General features: G+C 43.0%; 2 protein-coding genes. Both read left to right on the forward strand.

The window, feature by feature from the left end; genetic code table 11:
- A partial coding sequence (locus tag R7R78_RS24200) for a GGDEF domain-containing protein (RefSeq protein ID WP_225474384.1) occupies positions 1–736 on the forward strand: 736 nt, incomplete at its 5' end.
- A gap of 65 nt (positions 737–801) precedes the next feature.
- On the forward strand, positions 802–1,154 hold a 353-nt coding region (locus R7R78_RS24205), incomplete at its 3' end, for a helix-turn-helix transcriptional regulator (protein WP_225474385.1).

The raw sequence follows: 1,154 nt of genomic DNA on the forward strand, positions 1-1,154 counted from the left end.
GTTGGTGACAATCAACCTACTTTTGACCATGGTTGAGTTCGGTGTTTTTTGGTCGTTCTTTACCTACGCCTTATCAATGACTTTTTGCTTTTACATTGATTTGATAACGGCAGGGAATGACCCTTTTAAACTCCACGCTTTAAAAGAATTTTTCATTCAAAGTACGTTTTTATTTTTGTTCAACCTGTTTATTTACAAAGGGCTACGCTCTATCGAGTGTTATTGGCATGGCATTTGGCAAACACAATATGAACAGGTGGAAAAGCTTGAACGATTGCTCGAAATCGACGAGCTCACTGGGTGCTATTCCCGCTTTAAAGGCAATCAACTGATCGAACAACAGATTCAACGTGCCCAACCGTTTACTCTGTTGTACATCGATCTTGATGGCTTTAAAGCCGTGAATGATGAATTTGGTCACGACGCCGGAGATAAGGTGTTGCAGATCACCGCCCAACGTATTTTGCATCTGTTAGACGACGGCCAGTTCGCGACACGCATCGGAGGCGATGAGTTTATTCTGTGCCTGCCAAACATCGAAGACACCAAGGAGTTAGAACAGTTTCAGTCTTTGCTGCATCACGCATGCAGTGCACCCATTTTTATCCATTTTCAAAACGTTCACATCGGTTTAAGTGTTGGTATGGCTCGCTTTCCTCATGAAGGAAGCTGTAGCGATTCCTTAATTCAACATGCTGACCAAATGATGTACCTCACTAAAAGATCAAGAACATAAAGTTTTGGCTCGGTCCGAGCCGCTGAGAAGCACTCAAAAATATAATAATTTCAGGACGTAGATATATGGTTAGTAAGTTAGAATTTTCGCATGCAGTGGCTGCTATTCGAAAGGAAAGGGGGTTAACTCAAGGCCAATTAGCGGATGAGCTAGCCCGAAGTTACAGCGCTTTTGAAAGCTTAAATCAACCCACACTAAGCCAGCGGGAAAGCGGTAAAGTAACGCCCAGTTTGCTCAAGCGGCTTGCTTTCGCTCACTACATCGGCAAGCAGTATCAATACACCTCCAGCGAATACAAACGGGTCAAAGCTTCACAAAGCAAAAGCATCTATTTGAGCTTTAAAGACATTGTTTACGAATACCGTGTAACCGATGTGAAAAATTGCGCCCTTAGCCAAATCAGTTTGACGGAATATGA

This window comes from Vibrio sp. 2134-1, assembly GCF_033339495.1.